A 19,160-nucleotide genomic window follows, 5' to 3' on the forward strand; every position below is an offset into this window, starting at 1 on the left:
TAGCTGTAAGCGTAGGCACTATACAAATATTAGTTTATTTTTAGCGAATATGTGATATTAATACCACCCGCAGCAAGCATATCATGTACTGAACAATATTTTTTCACGGCTAATTCCGCAGCTTTTGTTGCTTTGACTTCGTCGATGTCCCCTTTAAGGAAAAAGTTGATATGAATATCCGTAAATACCTGTGGAACCTCTTCGCGACGCTTTCCTTCTACTTCCACCTGGATATCGTCAATTTGCTGACGTTGTTTGACCAAGATACTATGTAGGTCGAAAACGCTACAGGAACCCAATGCCATCAATACCAGCTCCATGGGGCGAACACCTTTTCCTTCACCACCAATTGCTTCAGAGCCATCGATGTTCACTTTGACGGAAGATAATTCACTGCTGGCTTCGAAATGCACAGCTTGATTGACACGGTTTAATTTGATTTTCATAAGAATAATTATTTACGCGTATAACACTTGTTTTTTTGCATTCATTCCATAGCAGCTTCCGCTGTCAAACTCCTCTTATAAAAGAGTTATCGAATGCAACCTTTGAAGCGAATGAACATTAAACAAACATAAACATTTCTAGAACGTTGATGAATGACTTTGCTAAACAAAAATACGCATTGTTTCACAAAAAAAGGTCATCTGAATGTTCAATTCAAATGACCTTTTTTAGCTCTTTTTAGTTCATGTATAACACTAAGGTAAGGCAACACCGCCATACTGGCTGACATTTACTTTTCCTAATTTGGTGCTATATTTTGCATTGATCGCGTCAACAAAAACATTGGCCATAATGGCATAGCCCATAGGCGTTAAGTGAACCCCATCCAACGAGAATATATTACCAGTGATGTATTTATTGCTGATGGCTATACCGTTAATCTGATAGCCTGATTTTACTTTGTTCAAGAAACTATAAATGTCCGCTACTGCAAGTTTTTTACTGTCAGCAACCTGTTTAATAATCGCGTTGAGCGCAACAATACGATCTTGGACCATTTTTGCCTCAGCCTCATCCAAGACAAAATTGTCGCCGACAGGATTTCTCGGATGGAGACCATAAGGAAATGGATTGACAACACCCGTTGCAGGGTCTTTGAGATCTTGCCGACCCAATAAACCTGCTGAAGAAAATGGGAGAATAAACATATCTTTATCCGTTGCTGCCCGAGGAAGGTCAGCTTTTGTTTTGATATAAATATCACTAACAGGATCTTTTCCTTGTGCCTTTAATGCGGCGTTCACCCCTGCCAGTAAGGCTTGACGGGTTACTGTCGTAAAATAAGGTACGGCCGTCACATCCGGGATGGTGGCAACAACCCCTTTCTGTTCTTTGCTGGTCAACTTAGTGATAAAGCTGGTATAAAGCCCTGCAAATGTCTGCTCGGAAATTAAGGTGTTTGTGGCATCCGTGGTCACGGCACCGTTTGTAGCATAACCCAGCACGTCGTTGTTTCCTAATGAGAAGGAAAAGAACGTATGGTCTTTGGTCGTTGCAAAATCTACATACGTTTTGGTTGCCGTTTCATTGTCTGGCAACAGTCGCTCAAAATAGGGATTTAGTTCACCCATACGCGGAGCAAATGCCAAATCCAGTCGCATACCGGGTACGCCCAGATTATTGATCGGACCGGTGTATTTGATATAAAGCGGCTTTTTGTCCGGCGTCTGCCCCCGGATAGCGAGGTGGTCGGTTACGGTGCCTAATTCAGGTTGACCGTTGACCAGCGCTTTTAAATATAAAAATCCGCTGCCATTATAGTTTTCCGCAGGAAAATAAGGCTGCAAAAATTCTCCGCCGCCTACTTTTTTCATTTCTTGCGCGAGCATATTCGGAAAAGATTGTTCCTGCCCCTTAAGACTAAGTCCACTATTGGCATAACCGGAAGTCAGGGAGTTACCGACAGCAATATATTTGCTGAAATCCACATTTTCAGGGTTTCCGCCTTTGGTATCGAGGTCGATAGATGGTTTACAGGACGCAGCCAATGCCAGCGCCGCAAAACCAATATAAAGCTTAATATTTTTTTGAAATCTTTTCATAATCTATTACCATTTATAGGTGAATGAAATTGAAGGGGCATGAATGTTGGTTTTGTAAGCGCCCTCAATTTGTGTGACGGGGCTAGTTACGGTACGCTCTTTCAATTTTTGTAAAACATAAGCTGCGTGAAGGCTAAATTTGTCGTTGATTGCGTAAGACAATCCCAGCGCACCCATGATACGGTCGTTGTCCGGAGTCTCTGCATAAACATGATCTTTGTCAACCGGTGTTTTTACATACCCCATCCCGGCTCGTACAGCCAACTTTTCGTTTGCTTTATAATTCACCCCAACTTTCCCTGAAAATGCATTTTTATAATTTTTTATCTGTTCAGTATCCTGCAGTAGCGGGGTATTGTCTGCATAGTCAAAGACCAGTTTTTTATAGATGTTGTATTGAATAAAAGTTCCGTCGGCAACAATGTCCACTTTGTCACTTACTGGCACCGAAAGACCTAGGTTAAGTGATGCCGGTAAAGGAAGCTCTGCACTGAATTTGGTGTCAGGAAACGAGGCAGCAACCGCGTCAGGCACCGTAAATTCGGCATCGCCCTTTTTCAGCTTTGTAACTACTTTTGACCGGTAAGATAACGAGATCGCGACGTTGTTGTCAAAGTTGTAATGGGCACCGACGTTGTAACCTATACCAGTACCAGTACCTGTTAATTTAGCATTTGCAGAAGATCCGTCCGGTAAAAACAAGGGTAGTGACCTCGCCAGATCGACCATGCCAATGTTGTAAACTAAACCAGCACCTACGCTTAAGTTATCCGTCAGTTTATAACTGATGGTTGGCTGGATATAGATCGCACGCAACTTGAGGTGGTTGAGCTCGTACTTTCCGGGCCAACTGTCTCCCCAGTCCACTGCTCCGCCGTAGGGTGTATACACACCCAGTCCAGCCTTCCAACGGGCATTGTCGGGCCCGAATGTTGCAAAAACGGAAAAAGGAGGTGTAACTTGAGAGCGTGTGTTGTAGACCTGATTGCTTCCGGATTCTTTGAAGGCTGATCGATACATTACCGCGGAAATTCCTCCGGAAACAGCATTATGGTCCATTTTTGCCAGACCTCCCGGATTATAGAATATACTTGTTTCGTCTGTGAACAGTGCAGATCCGGCACCAGCCATGCCTAATGCACGTACGCCCTGCGTATTCACTTGAGACCCTTGTGCAAAGAGCAGTGATGGTGATGCACAAAGTATTGAGAATAATAATTTCTTCATACTAGTGTTTATTGTTGGTTAACGTTCCTCTTTAAAATACAATGCTAACATAATAAATGTTTGGCTAATATTAATAAATGTTGTGTAATATTTTTTTTGCTCGTACCTTTAAGAGCAAGGATACTAAAAATTAAACAATCATATTTTATGGCTACAATCACTTTTAAGGGCAATCCAGTGAATACAAAAGGCAATTTGCCACAGGTTGGTGAGCAAGCACCTGATTTTAAATTAACTGCGGGAGATCTTTCTGATAAATCATTGGCAGACTTCAACGGGAAAAAAGTTGTGTTAAATATTTTCCCGAGCGTAGATACAGGAACCTGTGCGGCGTCGGTACGTGCTTTTAACAAAGAAGCATCTCAATTGGACAATACCGTGGTGTTATGTATATCGAAAGATTTACCATTTGCACAAGGTCGTTTTTGCGCAGCCGAAGGCTTGAGCAATGTAGTGACATTATCCGAATATAAAGATTCAAATTTCTCTGATGCTTATCAATTGGCAATCGCTGATGGACCTTTAGCAGGGCTATTGAGCCGTGTCGTGATTACCTTGGACGAGAATGGTAAAGTTTTGTACGAAGAGCAGGTAGCAGAAATTGCTGACGAACCGAACTATGCTGCAGCAATTGCTTCGTTGAGTTAAGAACGATTTGAGAATAATCAAAAAAGCCTTTGCACTACACAAAGGCTTTTTTGATTTAAAGCTGTATTTATCGATTATTTAGTTTTCTCTAATGCCTGTAAGATATCGTTGATAATATCTTCTTGATCCTCCAAGCCAACAGACAAGCGGATACTGCCCGGTTGTATACCCAGGTTTAAACGCTCATCTTCTGATAATTTGGAATGTGTCGTAGACGCAGGATGTGTAGCAATTGACCGCGAGTCGCCTAAGTTGGATGTATATAAAATCATTTCCAGCTGGTCAACAAAAGCTTTCGCACGCTCAAAACCACCTTTGACAACGAGTGTAACTATACCACCACCGGCTTTCATCTGCTTTTTGGCGAGTTCATATTGCGGATGGCTTGGTAGGAAAGGATATTTTACATCCTCAATCTCGGGGTGATTTTCTAATGCCTGGGCGAGCGCGAGTGCATTTGAACAATGGCGATCCATCCGGATACCCAAGGTCTCCAAACTTTTGGAAATAATCCAGGCATTAAAAGGTGATAGTGCTGGACCCGTATGGCGGATAAAGAACATCAATTTGTCTATCAATTCCTGTTTCCCGACCACAATACCACCCAAAACACGTCCCTGTCCGTCCATATATTTGGTCGCTGAATGGATAACCAGGTCAAAACCGTATTGAATCGGTTTCTGAAGATAAGGCGTCGCAAAACAGTTGTCAATTGAAAGAATGATATTTGGGTATTTTTCTTTGAATTTACCTAACCATTCCAGATCAACCAATTCCAATCCTGGATTGGACGGAGACTCCAAAAATATAATTTTCGTATTTGGCTGTATGGCCTTTTCCCATTCCTCCGGATTAGCCGCATCTACGTAAGTTGTCGTAACACCCCAGCGCGGAAAAAGCTCTGTAAATAACTGATGGGTAGATCCGAATATTGCCCGTGAAGAAACGATATGATCTCCACTTTCAATAATTGCAGCAAAGGAAGCAAATACTGCCGCCATACCCGATGCGAAGGATAAACCTGCTTCGGCACCTTCCATAATACAGACCTTGTTGATAAATTCGGAAGTATTTGGGTTGGCATAGCGGGAATAAATCATTGCATCTTCTTCTCCAGCAAAGACCGCCCGACCTTGTTCAGCACTGTCGAAGATAAAACTTGATGTGAGGTATAAAGGAGTCGAATGTTCGCGAAGTGCGGAACGATCGACCTGTTCACGTATGATTTTAGATTGATCTTTTTTCATGATGTGTAAAGTTACGAGATGAAATTTTAATATGGTATATTTCGCTGCTAAATAACTTCTTTTTGTCGAAAAAAAATCTGGCTATTTCCTTGTCTTGTAATATGGTCTATCTTTTTCATGCTGAGCGATGAGAAAGAGGAGTTTTGATCACTCCAGTAGATAATATAGAAAAGAGCTCAGTTTTCTTTAACAACTGAGCTCTTTTTCTATTTATTATCATACCGGCCAATGCTGGCTACTGTGCCAACTATATTGGTGGATATTGTATTATTTCTTTACAAATTGCATGACGACAATGTCACCAGAAATAAAGGTTAATTCATTATCTCTGACATCGAAATTTGTTGTGGATTTTAAACCATTCATAAATTCGTTATAAGCGGCATTTTCGCAGTGCATCATGGTAGATACCAATTTATCACCGATTTTAATGGAATTGCCTTTTTCACTTTCGTAAGTACCACCGATGCCGTTGCAACCGTTGTTACCTTCGACTTTGTGGTCCTTGGTTGTGAACGTCAATGTCGGAACTTTGTCTTTGAAAAGATCTTTAAGTCCTTTTCCTGCTGTTTCGGGTGTCGTAAGTGACTTAAGTTCCCATGTTCCCTCCAGCGATGCATTGTCCACTACACTTGGTTTTTGAACCGTAGTTGCGGTGTCGCCAGTTCCTGTTGCTTCGGATTTTTTTCCTGTTGTGTTGCATGCTACTGTTGAAAACGCCAACGCAACTGCTAAAATCATTAAATTTACTTTCATAATCATTTTTTAATAATATAAACATTCCTTTTTCTGCCCTAGAACTTATAATTATCATGCCAATCTTGTCCCAATGGCACGCAATAACCTGCCGTAGTACAGCTAACTTCTTTATCCTCTATTAATAACAGATCGGTGTTTTTTGTTTGCACTTCAATGGTGAAATAAGTTCGGTTTGGTGGAATCATACTAAAAAAAGTACAGCGATAATATGGCAAGAGACCATTTTACTCTTTAAGGAAATGTTTTATATCAATCGATTGATATGATTCAATAAGGCTATTTCTTTGCATCAGCATACTTTTTGGGCGTTTTTTTGTCCATTTTGAGTACGCAAATGTTACATGGATAATTTTATAAAACTTCTTATATTAGGACTTTACAACCTAATTTTCGCGTACTTATTAATTAAGAATATGTTCACAATCTTGTTATCCTCCATCTTACTTTCCAGCGGTCATGTCGCCAAACCGGATACCTTAAAACCTTATGGGGCCTTACCGACCGAACGCCAGTTAAAATGGCAGGAGATGGAAACCTATTGTTTGATCCATTATACACCGACCACTTTTCAAAATAAAGAATGGGGCTATGGTGATGCCCAGCCCAGCTTATTTAATCCTTCGGCATTTAATGCAAATCAGATTGCCAAAGCAGCAGCAGATGGTGGTTTTAGAGGTCTGATCAGTGTCGCAAAACACCATGACGGATTTTGTTTATGGCCCACAAAAACAACCTCCTATAGTATTGCCTCCTCGCCATGGAAAAATGGAAAGGGCGATATGGTAAAAGAATTTATGGAAGCGACACATCGCAATGGGATGAAATTCGGTGTGTACCTATCAGCTTGGGACCGTCATGATGAACATTATGGCACACCAGCTTACGCCAATGCCTACAGGCAACAGCTGACCGAATTGATGAGCAATTACGGCCCCTTGTTTACTTCCTGGCATGACGGTGCAAATGGTGGCGATGGATACTACGGTGGACATGAAGGGAAACGGATTATTGACCGCACAACCTATTATGAATGGCATGAAAAGACCTGGCCAATTGTGCGCAAGCTTCAGCCCGATGCGGTGATATTCTCCGATATTGGTCCTGATATGCGCTGGGTAGGCAATGAACATGGTTTTGCTGCTGAAACCTCGTGGGCGACATTTACACCCATAGGTCTCAATGGAAAGGTTGCAGTACCCGGTGCGACAGAATCACATAATGCCGAATCGGGTGACCGGAATGGAAAATATTGGATTCCAGCAGAGTGTGACGTGCCCCAACGTCCGGGATGGTTCTACCATCAGGAGCAGAATAGCCGTGTGAAAACACCGGATCAGCTGTTTGAAATTTACCTTAAATCCGTTGGTCGGGGGGCCTGTATGAATCTTGGGCTTGCGCCAATGCCATCCGGTACGCTACATGAAAATGACGTGAAATCCTTGCAGGCTTTTGGAAAAAAGATCAAAGAAACTTTCCGTATCAATCTCGCCAAAGGTGCAGCCATTACCGCTTCAAATACGCGTAATGGTGATTCCAAAACATATGCGACATCGTTGATTACTGACAATGACCGTTATAGCTATTGGGCAACAGACGACGCGAAAACATCGGCTACGCTTGAAATCAAACTCAAGTCGGCTGCGACATTTGATCTTATCCAATTGCGTGAAAACATCAAATTGGGACAACGGATCGACAGTGTTGTTATTGAGCAATGGACAGATAATAACTGGAAACCATTGGCCAGAGCGACCAGCATTGGCGCAAATCGTCTGATAAAACTTGAGCAGCCAACTACAGCGACAGGCCTACGCTTACATATTTATGCTCCCGTAGCTATTACCTTGAGTGATTTCGGTCTATTTAAGGAATATAACGAAGCTTTCGCTTTTGATACAAAGGAGCTTAAAAAACAAACGGATTTTAAATTGCAGACAGGGACGGCGACCGATAAGGCATATATTACCGACGGCAACCCAAATACCTTTGCAACCGTAGGCAATCAAGGAGTCCTGGTCATTGAAACGAATGGTGCGACCTCGGGTATCGGTTTCCTTCCACGTCAGGATAAAAAGGCTGGCGGCATTCCGACAAAATATGTGATTTCAACCAGCACGGATGGCAAAAAGTGGACAAGTGTTAAGGAAGGCGAATTCTCCAATATCAAAGCAAATCCAATTTTACAACAGGTATTTTTTGATACGAACAACAAGACCAAGTTTATCAAATTTGAACCAAAGCAATTTATTGAAGGTAATGAGCTGACAATTGCGGAGCTTGAACTTTATGCGAAATAGAATTTTAATACTCCTGATGGTCTGCATCTCGCAGACCACGCTTTTGTTTGCGCAGCAAAATCCACTCGGTCTCTGGTATAATAAACCGGCCAAAATCTGGGAAGAGACCCTGCCCCTGGGCAATGGGCTGATCGGGATGATGCCAGATGGTAATCCAACGGTGGAAAAAATTGTGCTGAATGAGATCAGTATGTGGTCCGGGAGCCCGGAGGATCCCAATAACTATGATGCACATAAAAATGTCAGTGCCATTCAGGCGCTATTGAAGGCCGGTAAAAATGACGAAGCCGAAAAACTGGTCAACGAGACCTTCGTCACCAATGGCAAGGGCTCAGGTTTTGGAAATGGCGCCAATGTCCCTTATGGCTGTTACCAGTTGTTGGGCGATCTGCTTTTGCATTATCAATTGCCATCTGCTACTATTACGGATTACACACGATCGTTGGATCTGACCACTGCGACGGCACAGACTTCTTTTCGTGCCGGAAATACAAAAATTCAGCGGACTTACTATACCTCCTTTGACAAGAATGTCGGTGTTATTCAATTACATCAAAACAGCAACGCGAGGCAGACGGTCAGTATTGCTTTCGAGCGGAAGGAAAATATAGACCGTTACACCCTGTTGGACGATGGAATTTTGGTTGAAGGATCATTGCCGGATGGTAAAGGGGACAAAAACCTCAAATTTGCCGGCCTGTTGAAAGTGCAGGGTAAAAATCTGAAGGTCAGTAAAAAAGATCAGGTGCTGGAAGTTTCTGCGGAGGGTAATCTCTCTATTTATGTCACAGCAAGTACCTCATATTATGGACAAGATCCAAACCTTACCATCCGGGCGGCTCTCGCTGCAGTGCAGTTATCCAATGCGGATAAAATGTACCGTAATCATGTGAATGCCTACCAAAAGATTTTTAACAGGGTTGAACTTCACCTCTTTGGGAATAAATCGAATACGCGTATTCCGACCAACGAGCGAATCGCCAATTTTTATAAAGATCCAACACAGGATCCAGATTTGGCAACGATCTATTATCAATATGGCCGTTATTTGAATATTTCAAGTTCGGCGCCGAACATTTCAAACTCCCTTCCGCCAAATTTGCAAGGGTTATGGGCCCATCAGATCCAGACGCCCTGGAATGGTGATTATCATCTGAATATCAATGCGCAGATGAATCACTGGGGTGTGGAGGTGAACAATCTCAGTGAATACCATCAGCCTTTTATTGAGTTGATCAAGCGGATTGCGAAAACAGGTGAGCAAACCGCGAAAGCTTATTATAATGCACCCGGATGGGTTGTGTATATGATGACGAATGTTTGGGGCTATTCTGCTCCGGGAGAACAGGCTTCCTGGGGAGCAAGTACAGCGTCAGGCTGGTTATGCAACCATCTCTGGGAGCACTATCTTTTTACCGGCGACCACGGGTATCTGAAGGAGATCTACCCGATACTCAAAGGGGCGGCACAGTTTTACGATCATACCTTAGTCCAGGACCCAAAAACAGGATGGTGGGTAACCTCGCCATCTGTATCACCGGAAAATGCGTTTCGGATGTCCAATGGAAAGGTGGCAGCGGTAGTGATGGGCCCGACGATCGACAATCAGATTGTGCGTGAACTATATCAGGCAGTGATTCAGGCAGATTCTATTCTGGCGATCAAAGATAGCTTTGCCGTCCGTTTGAAAGGAAAACTAAAAGAGATTCCTCCACCGGTGGTGGTCAGCCAATCGGGGCGTGTGATGGAATGGCTCGAAGACTATCAGGAGGTTGAACCCAAACACCGCCATGTGTCCCATCTCTATGGCCTTTATCCTGCGGCATTTATTTCTCCTCAGACGACACCGGCTTGGGCTGAAGCTGCGCGCAAGACACTGGCTGTAAGAGGAGATGAAGGGACAGGATGGTCAAGGGCATGGAAAATCTTGTTCTGGGCAAGATTACAGGACGGTGATCATGCCCTGGAAATTCTTCGCCAGCTGCTCAAACCAGCTTTTGCCGATGAAACAACGTATCAGGGTGTCGGAGCGGGAACCTATCCCAACTTGTTCTGTGCCCATCCGCCGTTTCAGATTGACGGCAACTTTGGGGGGGCAGCGGGTATCGCGGAGATGCTGATACAAAGCCACAATGGCTACATTCATCTGCTACCGGCCCTGCCTAAAGCTTGGTCTAAGGGACAGGTCAAAGGACTGAAAGCCAGAGGAAATTACACGGTCGATATGAGCTGGGAAAATGGGAAAATTGTCACGCTTAAAATAAAAGGAGAAAAAGGAAATGTTCGCATATTTGAAAATGGAGTCTATAAAGACTATCAGGTTCGTTAACGATCTTTGTTTTCCACTTATTGTTCTGGGAACAGCTGCTTGTTCCCAGAACGCAAACAAGGCCAAAAAAGAAGCACTGTTGAAAACATTCGCTTACTAAAATAACCGGCTGGACAAATGCCGCCGAAGGAAGTCCGGTGACTGTGGATCAATCCGCAGACCTTCAAAATCTTGTCGCTTACTGGCCAAGACCCCACTTTACCGCAGCTCATCGGTCAGGTCAAGGAGTTTTTGGATAAAATTAACGATTATTGTCTTAAAAATTGGTATATTTGAATTAACGGTTTAATATTTGTTATTTCAATAGACGATGAAAGTTGTTCAATTTACGGTTCCGGTGGTCTATCAAGGATCTATTTGTGTGCAGGAGGATATCTTGCCCTCCTTCTATAGTAATTATCATCGGCATAAAGAGATCCAATTGACCTATATCTTAAAAGGGCGGGGAACCTTTATGATCGGCAACTTTACACACAGTTTTGAAGAGGATGAAATCTATATCGTAGATGCAGATGAACCGCACATGTTTAAAACCGGAGAGGATGTCAAGGATGGTATTCATGCCATACATATTTTCTTCGATTATGAACATTTTAAATCTTTTCTGGATTTCCCTGAATTTGATGATGTCAAATATTTTTTGGAACATATCAATGTCAGTAAGAAATTGGATGCCGAACATGCTGTCGCACTAAAAGATAAATTTATCCAGATCAATACAAGTGCCGGGATAGACCGTTTGTTATCCTTTGTCAAACTGATCAATTTTTTGAGCAAGAAGGTAGATCAATGGACCTCCCTATATACAGGTATACCCCAAAAGAAATTTTCTGATGCCGAAGGCCTGCGTATTAATGAAATATTTCAATACACCTTTCAGCATTTTGGCGATAAAATCTCCCTCGAAGATATCGCTGCAGTCGCGCACATGACACCACATGCATTTTGTAAGTATTTTAAAAAACATACCCGAAAGACCTATGTCACCTTCCTAAATGAGATCAGGATTGAACGAGCCTGTAAGATGCTGATTGACGAATCGTCTGAAAGCGTTTCTAACATTGCATTTAAGACAGGGTTCAACAATGTGGTCAATTTTAACAGGGTGTTTAAAAAGATTACAAAACATTCACCGAGTGAATATGTCCACGAGCACCGTATGCGTGATTAGCCGCTGTGGTTGTTAAATCTGAGTGTTTCAGGAAGAACGGGTGGCAAATTGCTGGTGAACGTCTGATCAGTGGACAATATCGGAGAAGCACTCGGCAATAAAGTTTAAAAATTAAGGGTGTGAAAACGCTAATTTTGAAGTCTAACGATTGTTACTCCGATGAATAAAAATTTAATTTTTGTCCTACTTGCGTTATTAGGCTATCTAATCCCGTTAACAGCCCGATCTCAAAATTTCAAGATTGACACCTTGCAATACCAGGGAACAGCAAACAATATGGTGAACCTGGTTATTTTGGGCGACGGTTATACTAAAGATCAACTGGACGATTACGCGGCGGATTCCAAACAGTTTACAAACTATTTCTTCTCAATAGAACCTTTCAAACAATACAGCAGTTTCTTTAATGTGTTTGCTATTCGGACGATATCCGAAGAATCCGGTGCTACGCATGACTGCAAAGCAGATGACTGCGTACACGGTGACACGGATCTTGGCAAATATCCAAGGCGCTATAATAAATTTACCAGAGACCATGCTGTGCCGGTCACCCACCCCAAAACAATTTTTGGCAGCAGCTTTGACAACGGAGGATTGCACCGTCTTGTGGTGCCTCAAAAAAATGACCTTATTGAAGAAGTGTTAAAAACACATATCCCAAACTTTACACAGGTGGTTATCTTAGTCAACTCGCCATTTTATGGCGGATCGGGCGGAAAGTGGGCTACCTCAACGGTCAACTTCAAAAGTAACGATATTGCTGTTCATGAGATTGGACACTCCTTTGCCCAGCTGGCTGATGAGTATTGGGCAGGGAATCAATATGCTATTGAATCTGTTAATCGTTCCCAAACAGCTGATGTAAATACCGTTCCCTGGAAATATTGGCTTGGAAAAGATGGTGTGGGCATCTATTCTTATGGAGGGAAAGGATCGCCTTCAAACTGGTTCAGACCACATGAATACTGCAAAATGCAATACCTTGTAGCACCGTTTTGCCCGGTTTGTCAGGAACAGTTTGTCGCTTCAATAAAACAAAAATCCAATCCTTTTATCGCGGTTAAACCCGTGCTCAACAATGTGTTGACCTTGGATAGTGTTCAGAAATTCTCTTTACATTTAGCAAAACCTTCACCAAATACATTCAAACTGGTATGGTCTCTGAATAATGAAGCCATTGCCCAAGATATTGATTCGATCTATCTGGATCCGGGAATGTTGCATGACGGAACAAATGAACTGAAAGTAATTATCCAGGATACGACAGATCTGCTCCGAAACCCGAACTATGTGAACCATAAGGATTCTATCATCTGGAAATTTAATCAGCTGAAATCCAATGAACTTTTGAAACCTACAAATACCTGGGGCGATACATTGGAAACCTGCTCCGGTGGTGATCAGGTGATGACAGTCAAAAGGCCTATTGCCGGACTCACATATCAATGGTATGAGACAGCGACCGGTACACCTATCGGGACTGGAACCAATGTCTTTATTCGAAACCTCTCGCAATCAAAAAAATATCATGTTGTCGCATATTGGAAAGACAAAGCTTCACAACCATCGGAAATCCTATTGAAAACATTGGCCAAAGTAGAAAAACCCAAGAACATCCGTATCAGGATTGACAAAAAGAAAAATAAGGTGCAGTTGATCGTACAGGAAAAACCGGATACACGTTATAACTATATCTGGTTGAATGCAGATGGTAGCCCGATTTACGAATGGGATGCGTTCAATGGGGAATATGTACGGCCTACGGGTGCAAATAATATGCTTGTGTTGGACCGGACTGCTACCAAACGCAAAGTCTACGTCCAAAAGGTCGATAAGGAAACAACCTGTAAGAGTGATCAAACGGAAGTAATTTTTTAGTTACAGTGTTGATGGCTAATGATTTATAAGTTAATTTTAATCTGCCGGTTAGTTAACTTATAAATCATTCATAATTATGAAAACGAAAACCCAATCTACTTGGGGAATTTTTTCATGCCTATTCATCGTGATGCTAGCCGTAACATCCTCCTGTAAGAAAAATGCAAAACTTCCTCCTGAAGAAAGCAATGAAAAAACACACGCAGTAACATTCAAAATCAAAGATTTTGAAACGATCGTTACCCCCCTGAAAGCACAATCGTCCAGGTTTAAAAGTGCTTCGACCACGGGAAGCACCACAGCAACTCAGCTCCTCTACCATTGGAATTTTGATAATGGTAACGCGGATCCCACCATGGCGCTTGAGGAAGCGGCTGTCATCGATTACAACAGTGGTAAAACCGACTATAGCTATGTCGCCGGTTGGCCGACGTCTGGAAAAGGGATTAGTTTCAAAGGAGCCAAAGAGGTTCTGATCAAAATACCTAGTTCGGGCATTGCTACTTTGGCAAACCTGACTTTTGATGTCAATAGCTCCGGAACTGGCCCCCGTGCTTTACTGTTAAGTTATTCAACAGATAAAGGTGCAACATTCAAAAATCTCACGGATACCTTACATTATCCGCCAAATCTCACGACCTCGGCAAAGTTTGTAGTGGAACAGTCACTCCAGTCGATTAATCTGCTCGCAGCTCAAAGCTGTTGGTTAAAAATCGCCTTATTTTCGGGCAATAGAGAAGGTGGAAATAATTACAACGAGAGTACAGGGACTTTCAAAATGGACAATGTCAAAATTATGGGAACAACAGATCAATCCGTTTTGCCTGATAAGTTGTATTACCACATCTTCGATGCCAGTACCAAGCTGCTGGTGAAGGCGGGGACACTCAATGCGAAAGAAAAGTTTAATATCGTTTTGCCGATGGGGACTTACTACCTGAGTCTATTATCCAAAAATTCAGGTACCCCCTTATTGATTCCGGCATCAGTGACGGATCTTAGGAGTCTTTCGGTGTCTAATGCTTTCAGTGAGCAGTCTGCTGCGATATTTGCGGTACGTGATACTTTTGATGTGAAAGAATCCATGGAAAGAGTGTTGACGATGGCTCGTATCTATAGCGAAGTGAAATTTGAATGCACGGATGCCGAGGGACTGGATCTTGTTGACAGCATCCAGATCAAACAGCAGCATAAAGCCTTTCAATATTATCCTTTTGCGACATCGTCAGATGAACAAGATGATAAGACCATCTTACGTATTATTCCCAATTTCACTAGCAGCTCGAAAAATTTTGTATTTAATCAATTTATGGGTGACGTCCCAGAAAATAAGACAGTCAGCTATGAGCTACGTATTTTCCGAAAGGGAGAGCTTATGCGCACATTTGAATTGGGCAGTGAAATTAGGAATAACGTACAGCTTCTATTCAAAGGAAAACTGCTCGATGGCGCGAGTGGAAGTCAAGGTTTTCAGGTGGTCAAAAATGAAAATTGGCGCGATAATATTGTGGTAGAATACTGATTTTAAACCGATCAAACCCGCTAGCCAGAATACAGCTGAAAAAATAGCTACAAAAAAAGGTGTCCATATCGGACACCTTTTTCTGTCTGATGACAGATTAAATCTATATTAATTTCTTTAACAAGGTATTCCAACCCGCTAAATCATTTACGATACGTTCAAGATCGCCGATTGCTACGCGCTCCTGTTCCATGGTATCACGGTGGCGGATCGTAACGGTGTTGTCTTCAAGAGAATCGTAATCAACAGTAATACAGATTGGCGTACCAATTGCATCCTGGCGACGGTAACGTTTTCCGATCGCATCTTTTTCATCATATTGGACATTGTAATCCAATTTTAATGTATTAAGGATCTCACGCGCTTTTTCTGGCAAACCATCTTTTTTGGTTAATGGCAAAATCGCCGCTTTTACCGGAGCCAATGCTGGAGGGAACTTCAACACAACACGAGAATCTTGTTTTTCTGCTGTAGAAAGATCCTCTGTTACCAATGAATTACATAAAACCGTTAAGAATAGACGATCCAATCCGATGGAAGTTTCGATGACATAAGGAATGTAATTTTGATTGATCTCTGGATCAAAATATTGCATTTTCTTTTTGGAATATTCCTGATGCTGTTTCAGGTCAAAATCCGTACGGGAGTGAATACCCTCCACTTCTTTAAATCCAAAAGGGAAGTTAAACTCGATATCTACAGCGGCATTGGCATAATGTGCCAATTTATCGTGGTCATGGTAACGGTAGTTAGCAGGATCAAATCCTAACGCTAAATGCCATTTTAGACGCGTTTCTTTCCATTTGTTGTACCATTCCAATTCGGTACCTGGGCGGCAGAAGAATTGCATTTCCATTTGTTCGAACTCACGCATACGCATGATAAACTGGCGCGCAATGACTTCATTACGGAAAGCTTTTCCGATCTGTGCGATACCAAAAGGAATTTTCATACGACCCGTCTTCTGAACGTTCAGGAAGTTGACAAATATACCCTGAGCAGTTTCTGGACGAAGATAAACTTGATCTGCTCCATCTGCCATGGCACCCATCTGTGTGGCAAACATCAAATTGAATTGACGCACTTCAGTCCAATTCTTGGTGCCTGAAACCGGACAAACGATATTGTGTTCTTCGATGATTGATTTTAATCCAGCAAGATCATCAGCATTTAATGCAGTATTCAACGCTTCCAAAAGCGCTGCTGCTTCTGCCGTTTTTCCGTCTCCTTCATAACGTGCAATCTTATCTTCGATCAATTGGTCCGCACGGTAACGTTTTTTTGAATCTTTATTATCGATCATAGGGTCATTAAACCCATCCACGTGTCCGGATGCTTTCCACGTTGTCGGATGCATGAAAATTGCGGCATCAATACCGACAATATTTTCGTGCAATTGCACCATAGATTTCCACCAATAAGTCTTTAGGTTGTTTTTAAGTTCAGAACCTAATTGACCGTAATCGTAGACGGCACTTAGTCCGTCATATATTTCGCTCGATTGGAATACAAAACCGTATTCCTTCGCGTGTGATACTACACTTTTGAAAAAATCGTCTGTCTGTTTGCTCATAAGTGGCAAATATAGATATTAGTATTTAGATTTTTGATATAAGATTCTAGATATGAGATATGAGATCCACATTGCCATCCAAATGAAGTTAACATCATAAAATGGCATTCGAACCCCGACATCAATATAGGCTATTAAATGCTCAAATCGCGTATCTGTTGGGATGCATTCTTATTGTCCACTTTTTTGATGATGTGCTGAATAATACCCTGCTCATCGATCACAAAGGTCGTCCGTGCCGTACCCATATATTTTTTTCCATACATATTTTTTTCTACCCATACGCCATAGGCCTCCACAAGGCTTTTGTCTTCATCTACAAGAAGTTGAAACGGCAACTCGTGTTTTGTGATAAACTTTTGATGAGAAGCTTCATTATCCACACTTACACCGATAATTTCAAAGCCCTCTTTTTTTAGTGATTGGTAGTTGTCCCTAAAATTGCAGGCCTCGGTTGTACATCCGGGCGTATTGTCCTTGGGGTAAAAGTAGAGAATTACTTTTTTCCCTTTGAAATCCGAGAGATGGACTATTTCACCATTTTGATTTTTTGCACTGAAATCCGGTGCTTGTTGTCCTATTTCTAGTGTTGCCATATATATAATCTATTTAGCCTATTAAGATACGATATTATCCGATAAAAATCCATCATGCACTGTAGACTTGATCACAAAAAGATCCGGGAATAAGAGCCCATGACGGAGATTTCTCCCGTAGGAGTTAAACTATCTGCTGAATGAGGCTTCGTATGTTCTTAAATTTCCTTTATTGTCTTTCACTTCCAGTTTGAAGCTGTGCGTGCCACTGCCAAGATTGGATTCGAAGTCATGCCACAGGTGTCTTGTTTTGGGATCATATTTCATTAAAGCCCATTTTCCATCTATATAGGCATCGAAGGTATCTATTCCCGAGAGATTATCGCTGATGGTAAAATCTATGGATCGTTGATTGGATACATTCTTACCGTCGGTCAGGTTACGTGCGGTGATATTAGGGGCAATGGTATCCACAGCAACATAGAACCCACCAAATTCACGTACATTGGCGACAACCCAGCCATTTTCATATTTACCACCTTGCGCTCCGCCGTCTGTGGAGACGATCAGTGCTTTGCCGTATAGACTTTCCGGTAAGCTATAGTCCGGCTTGATCATCAGTTTGTAATAGCCAAATACAGGTGTGTAGCCATTGTGTATGTAATGCGTCGCCGAATAGCCTTTAGCTGGCTTAGTACCTTGGGAATAATTAAAATAAAGGTCATTGTAAAGAATATTTTTGCCCATATAGACGCGCGCATTTTCAGCCTCATATTTGTTTTCATCGGCGTAATGAAACATCTTGAGACCCTCTGCCGGCTTACGGCTGATCGCTAAAGACGGGTTGTTCTGTACTTTGAAATTGAGCTCGCTTTTATTGCCCTGCACATCCTTGACCACATATTTTATGTCATGGACTTCATTGTCCTTCAACTCGATCATACCCAAGTTGTCCAGGTTTTTGTAAATATTGATCGGGTTATTGGGATCCTTGAAGCTTTTCTGTACGCGGACGCCCGATTTCTTGAGGTAAGGGTAGTCGACATAAGATTGAATCGCCCGGGTCTGGTCAAAAGGGATGGATTCAAAAAGAACGGTACTAATGTTTTTATTGTCCAGGAATAGTTCGATCGAATAGACACCATAGGTAAACGAAATGCCACCACGTCGGTCTACCGTGTTGATGCCTAGACCAAAGTTGCCATTGACCGGAATAGGGGCGCCAGATGCTAAACTATAATTGCCGTCGCCTATGGATCGGATGGTCTGATGTCTGCGTGGCGTGTTTTCGTCGAAGATTTCACGGCCAAGGTCATAAACGGTTATACCTCGGATCAATGGTTTCACACCATCCGGAAATAACAGCCCGAATAGTTGGGGATTTAGGGGCAGCTGTGCCTTGGTATCACGAATTTCGAAATGTAGGTGCGGTCCCGCTGAGCCCCCTGTATTTCCAGAGTTGGCGATAAATTCACCTTTTTTGACCGGTACTTGGTTAGGTTTTAAAAATACATCAACATCAAAGCGTTTTTGTTTGTACTGCTCATCTTTTATAATACTTGCCAGGTCGGAATTAAAGCTCTCCAGATGCATATATACAGAGGTATATCCATTAGGATGGTCAATGTATACATAATTGCCACCGCCGCCGATCTGTACACGTACACGGGAGACAAAGCCTTCCGCTGCCGCATGAACGGGGATATTGATACGCTGTTGGGTACGATAATCATCGCCACCGTGGAAGTGTGTCGCCCGTAACTCCCCAAATGACCCCGAAGCTTGGGGAGCAATATCCATCGGTCGCACAAAATAATTTTGAGGATAATTGCGGCTTTTGATAATATCCTGGGCCCGGACGAGACCAATGGCCAAACTTAATACGCTAAATAAAAATGTTGTCTTTTTTATCATGTCTACTTCCT

The 19,160-nt window shown here is 42.3% G+C and carries 14 protein-coding genes; 6 read left to right on the forward strand and 8 right to left on the reverse strand.

Features of this window, described 5'->3' with window-relative positions; all coding sequences use genetic code 11:
- Positions 1-29 precede the first annotated feature (29 nt).
- The 3 genes from HMAT_RS15475 to HMAT_RS15485 form a co-directional block, all read right to left on the reverse strand.
- Positions 30-446: an OsmC family protein gene (locus tag HMAT_RS15475; RefSeq protein WP_104383749.1), complete on the reverse strand. Its 417-nt coding sequence runs from the start codon at positions 444-446 to the stop codon at positions 30-32.
- Between the two features lie 255 nt (positions 447-701).
- The gene (locus tag HMAT_RS15480; protein WP_104383750.1) at positions 702-2,048 is read right to left on the reverse strand and encodes an SGNH/GDSL hydrolase family protein; all 1,347 of its coding nucleotides are present in this window, start codon (positions 2,046-2,048) and stop codon (positions 702-704) included.
- 6 nt (positions 2,049-2,054) lie between these two features.
- Positions 2,055-3,275, reverse strand: coding sequence for an OmpP1/FadL family transporter (locus tag HMAT_RS15485; protein ID WP_104383751.1), 1,221 nt, complete (start codon positions 3,273-3,275; stop codon positions 2,055-2,057).
- A 147-nt stretch (positions 3,276-3,422) separates the two neighbouring features.
- On the opposite strand from HMAT_RS15485, the gene tpx reads away from it, so the two are divergent.
- Complete coding sequence (gene tpx / locus HMAT_RS15490) at positions 3,423-3,923, forward strand: thiol peroxidase (RefSeq protein ID WP_104383752.1); 501 nt, start codon at positions 3,423-3,425, stop codon at positions 3,921-3,923.
- A gap of 74 nt (positions 3,924-3,997) precedes the next feature.
- On the opposite strand, the gene HMAT_RS15495 is transcribed toward tpx, so the two are convergent.
- Both HMAT_RS15495 and HMAT_RS15500 read right to left on the reverse strand, forming a co-directional pair.
- On the reverse strand, positions 3,998-5,170 hold the full coding sequence (locus HMAT_RS15495; protein ID WP_104383753.1) for a PLP-dependent aspartate aminotransferase family protein: 1,173 nt from the start codon (positions 5,168-5,170) through the stop codon (positions 3,998-4,000).
- A 267-nt stretch (positions 5,171-5,437) separates the two neighbouring features.
- Positions 5,438-5,926 (reverse strand): META domain-containing protein, encoded by a 489-nt coding sequence (locus HMAT_RS15500; RefSeq protein WP_104383754.1) that lies wholly within the window; start codon positions 5,924-5,926, stop codon positions 5,438-5,440.
- Between the two features lie 416 nt (positions 5,927-6,342).
- Here HMAT_RS15500 and HMAT_RS15505 point away from each other — a divergent pair, with 416 nt between their 5' ends.
- From HMAT_RS15505 to HMAT_RS15525, 5 genes are all read left to right on the forward strand, one after another.
- Complete coding sequence (locus HMAT_RS15505) at positions 6,343-8,226, forward strand: alpha-L-fucosidase (RefSeq protein ID WP_104383755.1); 1,884 nt, start codon at positions 6,343-6,345, stop codon at positions 8,224-8,226.
- Complete coding sequence (locus HMAT_RS15510; protein WP_104383756.1) at positions 8,216-10,555, forward strand: glycoside hydrolase N-terminal domain-containing protein; 2,340 nt, start codon at positions 8,216-8,218, stop codon at positions 10,553-10,555. The genes HMAT_RS15505 and HMAT_RS15510 overlap by 11 nt, the downstream gene beginning before the upstream one ends.
- Before the next feature lie 310 nt (positions 10,556-10,865).
- Entirely contained in the window at positions 10,866-11,726 is an 861-nt protein-coding gene (locus tag HMAT_RS15515) for an AraC family transcriptional regulator (RefSeq protein ID WP_104383757.1), read from the forward strand.
- A gap of 159 nt (positions 11,727-11,885) precedes the next feature.
- Positions 11,886-13,604: a M64 family metallopeptidase gene (locus HMAT_RS15520; protein ID WP_104383758.1), complete on the forward strand. Its 1,719-nt coding sequence runs from the start codon at positions 11,886-11,888 to the stop codon at positions 13,602-13,604.
- 76 nt (positions 13,605-13,680) lie between these two features.
- The gene (locus tag HMAT_RS15525) at positions 13,681-15,126 is read left to right on the forward strand and encodes a hypothetical protein (RefSeq protein WP_158655898.1); all 1,446 of its coding nucleotides are present in this window, start codon (positions 13,681-13,683) and stop codon (positions 15,124-15,126) included.
- Between the two features lie 103 nt (positions 15,127-15,229).
- Here HMAT_RS15525 and HMAT_RS15530 read toward each other — a convergent pair whose 3' ends face one another.
- The 3 genes from HMAT_RS15530 to HMAT_RS15540 all read right to left on the reverse strand — a co-directional run bounded on the left by HMAT_RS15530 (position 15,230) and on the right by HMAT_RS15540 (position 19,149).
- Positions 15,230-16,699, reverse strand: coding sequence for a glycine--tRNA ligase (locus HMAT_RS15530; protein ID WP_104383760.1), 1,470 nt, complete (start codon positions 16,697-16,699; stop codon positions 15,230-15,232).
- Between the two features lie 134 nt (positions 16,700-16,833).
- On the reverse strand, positions 16,834-17,295 hold the full coding sequence (gene bcp, locus HMAT_RS15535) for a thioredoxin-dependent thiol peroxidase (protein WP_104383761.1): 462 nt from the start codon (positions 17,293-17,295) through the stop codon (positions 16,834-16,836).
- Between the two features lie 129 nt (positions 17,296-17,424).
- On the reverse strand, positions 17,425-19,149 hold the full coding sequence (locus HMAT_RS15540; RefSeq protein WP_104383762.1) for a M23 family metallopeptidase: 1,725 nt from the start codon (positions 19,147-19,149) through the stop codon (positions 17,425-17,427).
- Positions 19,150-19,160: the final 11 nt, after the last annotated feature.

This window comes from Sphingobacterium sp. HMA12, from assembly GCF_002933815.1.
Taxonomy (GTDB): domain Bacteria; phylum Bacteroidota; class Bacteroidia; order Sphingobacteriales; family Sphingobacteriaceae; genus Sphingobacterium.

Excerpts from the sequence above, each read along its gene's own strand:
- tpx (WP_104383752.1), top strand. The coding sequence starts at position 3,423 with ATGGCTACAATCACTTTTAAGGGCAATCCAGTGAATACAAAAGGCAAT.
- HMAT_RS15530 (WP_104383760.1), bottom strand. The coding sequence starts at position 16,699 with ATGAGCAAACAGACAGACGATTTTTTCAAAAGTGTAGTATCACACGCG.
- HMAT_RS15520 (WP_104383758.1), top strand. The coding sequence starts at position 11,886 with ATGAATAAAAATTTAATTTTTGTCCTACTTGCGTTATTAGGCTATCTA.
- HMAT_RS15505 (WP_104383755.1), top strand. The coding sequence starts at position 6,343 with ATGTTCACAATCTTGTTATCCTCCATCTTACTTTCCAGCGGTCATGTC.
- HMAT_RS15475 (WP_104383749.1), bottom strand. The coding sequence starts at position 446 with ATGAAAATCAAATTAAACCGTGTCAATCAAGCTGTGCATTTCGAAGCC.
- HMAT_RS15510 (WP_104383756.1), top strand. The coding sequence starts at position 8,216 with ATGCGAAATAGAATTTTAATACTCCTGATGGTCTGCATCTCGCAGACC.
- HMAT_RS15485 (WP_104383751.1), bottom strand. The coding sequence starts at position 3,275 with ATGAAGAAATTATTATTCTCAATACTTTGTGCATCACCATCACTGCTC.
- bcp (WP_104383761.1), bottom strand. The coding sequence starts at position 17,295 with ATGGCAACACTAGAAATAGGACAACAAGCACCGGATTTCAGTGCAAAA.
- HMAT_RS15515 (WP_104383757.1), top strand. The coding sequence starts at position 10,866 with ATGAAAGTTGTTCAATTTACGGTTCCGGTGGTCTATCAAGGATCTATT.
- HMAT_RS15500 (WP_104383754.1), bottom strand. The coding sequence starts at position 5,926 with ATGAAAGTAAATTTAATGATTTTAGCAGTTGCGTTGGCGTTTTCAACA.
- HMAT_RS15480 (WP_104383750.1), bottom strand. The coding sequence starts at position 2,048 with ATGAAAAGATTTCAAAAAAATATTAAGCTTTATATTGGTTTTGCGGCG.
- HMAT_RS15495 (WP_104383753.1), bottom strand. The coding sequence starts at position 5,170 with ATGAAAAAAGATCAATCTAAAATCATACGTGAACAGGTCGATCGTTCC.
- HMAT_RS15525 (WP_158655898.1), top strand. The coding sequence starts at position 13,681 with ATGAAAACGAAAACCCAATCTACTTGGGGAATTTTTTCATGCCTATTC.
- HMAT_RS15540 (WP_104383762.1), bottom strand. The coding sequence starts at position 19,149 with ATGATAAAAAAGACAACATTTTTATTTAGCGTATTAAGTTTGGCCATT.